This is a genomic window from Mycobacterium sp. E796 (genome assembly GCF_001672815.1).
Taxonomy (GTDB): domain Bacteria; phylum Actinomycetota; class Actinomycetes; order Mycobacteriales; family Mycobacteriaceae; genus Mycobacterium.
Map to the genome: position 1 here is coordinate 1 of NZ_LZKK01000163.1, position 4,797 is coordinate 4,797.

The window sequence follows — 4,797 nt, forward strand, 5'->3', positions numbered from 1 at the left end:
CGAGATCGCCGGGCGGACACCGGGTTTCGTCGTCGCGGACCTCGCCGCGCTGGTGCGTGAGGCCGCGCTGCGGGCGGCGTCGCGGGCCAGCGCCGACGGGCAACCACCGAAGCTGAATCAGGACGACCTCGTCGGGGCGCTGACCGTCATCCGGCCGCTGTCCCGCTCGGCCACTGAGGAATTGACCGTCGGGAACGTCACGCTCGACGACGTCGGCGACATGGCCGAGGCCCGCCAAGCCCTGACCGAAGCGGTGTTGTGGCCGCTGCAGCATCCCGACACCTTCGCCCGGCTCGGGGTCGATCCCCCGCGTGGCGTGCTGCTGTACGGCCCGCCCGGCTGCGGCAAGACGTTCATCGTCCGCGCCCTGGCCAGCACGGGACAGCTGTCCGTGCACGCGGTCAAGGGCTCCGAGCTGATGGACAAGTGGGTGGGCAGCTCGGAAAAGGCGGTGCGCGAACTGTTTCGGCGGGCCCGCGATTCCGCGCCGTCACTGGTGTTCCTCGACGAGGTGGACGCGCTGGCGCCGCGGCGCGGGCAGAGCTTCGACTCCGGCGTCACCGACCGGGTGGTGGCCGCGCTGCTGACCGAGCTCGACGGCATCGACCCGCTGCGCGACGTCGTCGTGCTGGGCGCCACCAACCGGCCCGACCTGATCGATCCGGCGCTGCTGCGCCCGGGCCGGCTGGAGCGGTTGGTGTTCGTCGAACCGCCCGATGCCGCCGCCCGCGGCGAAATCTTACGCACCGCAGGCAAATCCATCCCGCTGAGCGACGACGTCGACCTCGACGCGGTGGCCGCATCGCTCGACGGCTACAGCGCCGCCGACTGCGTCGCGCTGCTGCGGGAGGCCGCGCTGACCGCCATGCGACGCTCCCTCGACGCCTCCGACGTCACGGCCGCCGACCTCGACGCCGCCCGCAAGACCGTCCACCCGTCGCTGGACCCCGCGCAGGTGCAGTCGCTACGCGCGTTCGGCAAAACTCGCTAGCACCGCGCGGGCCGACGCCGCGACGTCGGCCTCGAGCCAGGGCGGCATCGGCTCGTCGTGCGCGTGGCGGCGCACGACGGCATACGGCAGGTCGGCCACCGCGCGCGCGACGGCGTCCACCGACCGCCGGTCGCGCCTTCCGTACAGTTGCTTCGCCAGGGCCGAAAGCCGTTCGGTCAGGGGCGCATTCATCGCGGCGAGCGTCTCCCGGAACGCCGCGTCGGGCTCGTCGTCGAGCAGGTCGGTGGGCCGGATCGTCAACAACAGGCGGGCGTCCTCGGGGAGCTCGCGGGCGAAGCCGACGGCGGCCACGGCCATCGCCACCGCCGTGTCGATGGCCGTCTCGCCCTCGGCGCCCAGCGCCCGCGCCTGGAAACGTCCGAGCGCCCGCAGCCACGCCGCTGTCAGGATGCCGTCGCGATTGCCGAACCGGTGATACAGGGTGCCGGCGGGCGCGCCGCTCGCCTCGGAGATCGCCGCGACGCTCGCCGCCCGCGGTCCCCCTTCGAGCACCAGCGCCCGGGCTGCGTCCAGGATCACATCGGTTTCGTGCTTCCGCGGAGGCGCCATGATCTAGTACATTCCTTCTATATGGAACGATTACCCTATATCGATGAGCATGCCATAACCGTGCCCGCGAATCGCGCCGACACGTGGTCGGCGCTGCTGCGGGTGATGTGCCGCGACCCGCTCGACCCGTCGACCGTGCCGACGGGCTTCGTTTTGGACGAGGCGCGGCGCCCGGAGCTGTTCGCGCTCAAGGGCCGCCACCCGTTCGCGATCTACCGGTGGGTGTTCGAGTTGGACGACGTGGCGCCCGGCACCCGGGTCCGCTCCGCGACCTGGGCGGCCTTCCCCGGCATCCACGGCAAGGCCTATCGCGCGCTGGTCATCGGAACCGGCGCACACCGAATCGTGGTGCGCAGGGTGCTGAAACGCATCGCGGCAACGGCGCTCGGTTGGACCGAGGCCGACTATGCCGACGTGTTCGAGGCCCCCATCCCGCAAGGCGATTCGCGCACCGCCGAACAGACGCTCCGCGACGCGGTGGGGCGCAGGCCGGGAGCGGGCGGGAACCTCGTGCTGTGGATCCACCGCCACGTGCTGAGGCTTCGCCTGGGTCCGTACTCTTCGCCGGACCACATCATCGGCTGGCCGATCACGCGTTCGGATCGCGAGGAGATCGTGCTGACGTCGGGCGGGCCGCTCATCCGCGGCCGGTTGACGCTGCGACGCCGGGACGGCCGGGTGATGCTCATCACCGGCGTGCATTACAACCGCCTCGCCGCCCGAGCGGTGTGGGCCGCGGTCGGCCCGCTGCACCGGGCCGTGGCGCCGGGGCTCGTGAAACGCGTTGCGGCACACACCTGAACCGTTTGGCTCGTTCGTTCGTCCGACTTGGTGTAACCCGGATGCCTACAAACAGGCATCCGACAACCTCACCGAGAAGAGCAGGACCGGTTTCGTGAAGTTCCCTGATGTCGCCCCGACGGCGCGGGTCATGACGGTGGCGATCATGGTCTCGGCGGTCGTGTTCCTCGACGGCACCGTCGTGAACCTGGCCCTGCCGGCCATGGGACGCGACGTCGGAGGGGGCATGTGCACCCAACAGTGGGTGGTGGACGGCTACCTGCTGGCCGTGGCGGCCATGGTCCTGCCCGGCGGTGCCATCTCCGACCTGTTCGGGCGGATCCGGGTGATGCGTTTGGCGCTGGCGGCCTTCGGAGCGGGCTCGGTGATGGCGGCGACCGCGGGCACCCCGTCGATGCTGATCGCCGGGCGCCTCGTCCAGGGGCTGGGCGGCGCGTTTTTGGTGCCCGGCTCGCTGGCCCTGGTCAACTCGACGTTCGAGCCGGCCGACCGGCCCGCCGCGATCGGATCGTGGACGGCCTGGACCGGAACCGCCTTCGCGGTCGGACCGCTGCTCGGCGGGCTGGCCGTGGACTTTCTGGGCTGGCGCTGGATCTACGTCTTGTCGGCGGTTCCCGTGGCCGTCGGCTTTGCGTTGACATACTGGCTGCGCGGGATTCCCGGACCGTCCGGACGCGCGCCCCTCGACATCGTCGGCGCCGCGCTGTCGGCGGTCGGGCTGGCCGCCACGGTGTACGCGCTGATCGAACAGGGCCGGCGGGGCTGGGCCGACGCACTCGTCAGGGCGGCGCTGGCGGTGGGCATCGCCGCACTGCTCGCGTTCGTGGCGTGGCAGCGCCGCACGCCCCACCCGATGGTGCCGCTGAGCCTGTTCGCCGCCCGCAACTTCGCCGGGGCCAACCTGGTCACCGCGTTCGTCTACGGCGGCATCACGATGGGCTCGTTGGCGATCGCGCTGTACCTGCAGGAGGTCGCGGGCTATTCGGCCACCGCCTCGGGCCTGATCACGCTGCCCAGCCCGATCATGTCGTTACTGTTCGCCCGCGGCGTCGGCGGCATGGCCGCCTGGATCGGACCGCGCATCTTCCTGATGGCGGGTCCCGCGCTGGCCGGGGTCGGGCTGCTGCTAATTCGCCCGACCGCGCACGGATTGCACGCCCTCACCGACGTCCTGCCGGGCCGGATCGTGCTTGCCGTCGGCATGGTCCTCGCAGTCACCCCCCTGACCGTGGTCAATTTGTCCGCCGTCAAGTCCGCGCACAGCGGAATCGCCGCCGCGATCCAGAACGCCACGGGGCGTACCTCCGCGCTGATCGCGGTGGCCTGCGTGGGAGTGATCACCGCCAACAGGCTCACCGACGCCAGCTTCGCCCGGCTCATGGTCGTCAGCGCGGGACTGTTCTTCGTCGGCGCCGCCGTCGGGGGTCTCGCCATCCGGAACGGGCATGCAGCGGCCGAGCCGCGGGAGGCCGCCCCCGCCGGCCAGCCGCAGCTGGCATCGAGCTAGTTTTTGCAGTAATCTGCAATCTTGCTTATAACTGCATCATCGCGTTAACGTGATCGGGTGACAGCCACCGGAATCACCGCCCAAGCGGTCGACAAATTCATGAACGACCCGATCGGGTTCTTCGGCCAGTCCTACACACGAATGCACAGCATTGGGCGCCCCGAGCTGGAAGAGTTGCAACGCCAGGCGATGGGCGTCCGCTTCCGGGAGCACTACGACTCCATCGAGATGCTGCGCAAACTGGCCGACCGGCTCGGCATCACGGCGCTTAATGAATTCAATGACGTTGTGCCGCTGTTCTTTTCGCACACGGCCTTCAAGTCCTACCCGGCCGCGCTCGTCGACAAGAAGCGCTTCGACCTGATGACCAAGTGGCTGGACAAGCTGACCAGCTACGACCTGTCCGGCGTGGACACCGCGGGCTGCGCCGGGATCGACGACTGGATCGACCGACTCGACGCGCAGACCCCGCTTGAGGTCATCACCTCCAGCGGCACCACCGGCACCATCTCGATCCTGCCCAAGGACAAGCGCGGCGCCCGGGATGGCATGGCGCTGTGGAAGATCTGCCTCTTCCAAACCTTCGGCCGAGAACCCACCGAAACAGAACTCAACCCGGTGGTGGACGTGGTGTGGCCCAACTTCGCCAGCGGCAAGCTCGGTCATCTGCGCATCGCCAACATGATCAAGCGCGGCTTCACCGGCGGCGACGAAAGCAGATTCCACGCCCTGTATCCCTTCGCGGTGGACACCGACCTGATGTTCCTGGCGTCCAAGATGCGGGCGGCCGCGTCCCGCGGCGAGCTCGACCGGCTCGAGATCGACCCCGCACTTGCCGCCCGCAAGGACGAGTTCGTCGCCATGCAGGCGCGCCAAGCCCAGGACATGGAGGCGTTCTTCGCCCGCATCACCGAACAACTGCGCGGCA

4 protein-coding genes and 1 pseudogene are annotated in these 4,797 nt (G+C 69.8%); 4 read left to right on the top strand and 1 reads right to left on the bottom strand.

The window, feature by feature from the left end; genetic code table 11:
• Positions 1-991, top strand: a 991-nt coding sequence (locus A5706_RS11865) for a 26S protease regulatory subunit (protein WP_156767078.1), incomplete at its 5' end; no start/stop codon positions are given.
• Here the strand turns inward: A5706_RS11865 and A5706_RS11870 are convergent.
• Positions 965-1,561, bottom strand: coding sequence for a TetR/AcrR family transcriptional regulator (locus A5706_RS11870; protein ID WP_068130598.1), 597 nt, complete (start codon positions 1,559-1,561; stop codon positions 965-967). The two genes, A5706_RS11865 and A5706_RS11870, sit on opposite strands and share 27 nt — an antisense overlap.
• 21 nt (positions 1,562-1,582) lie before the next feature.
• On the opposite strand from A5706_RS11870, the gene A5706_RS11875 reads away from it, so the two are divergent.
• From A5706_RS11875 to A5706_RS11885, 3 genes and pseudogenes are all read left to right on the top strand, one after another.
• Positions 1,583-2,362 (top strand): DUF2867 domain-containing protein, encoded by a 780-nt coding sequence (locus tag A5706_RS11875; protein ID WP_068130600.1) that lies wholly within the window; start codon positions 1,583-1,585, stop codon positions 2,360-2,362.
• 94 nt (positions 2,363-2,456) lie between these two features.
• On the top strand, positions 2,457-3,869 hold the full coding sequence (locus A5706_RS11880; protein WP_231985216.1) for an MFS transporter: 1,413 nt from the start codon (positions 2,457-2,459) through the stop codon (positions 3,867-3,869).
• Positions 3,870-3,926: 57 nt separating this feature from the next.
• Positions 3,927-4,797: pseudogene (locus A5706_RS11885) on the top strand (hypothetical protein); the annotation flags it as partial.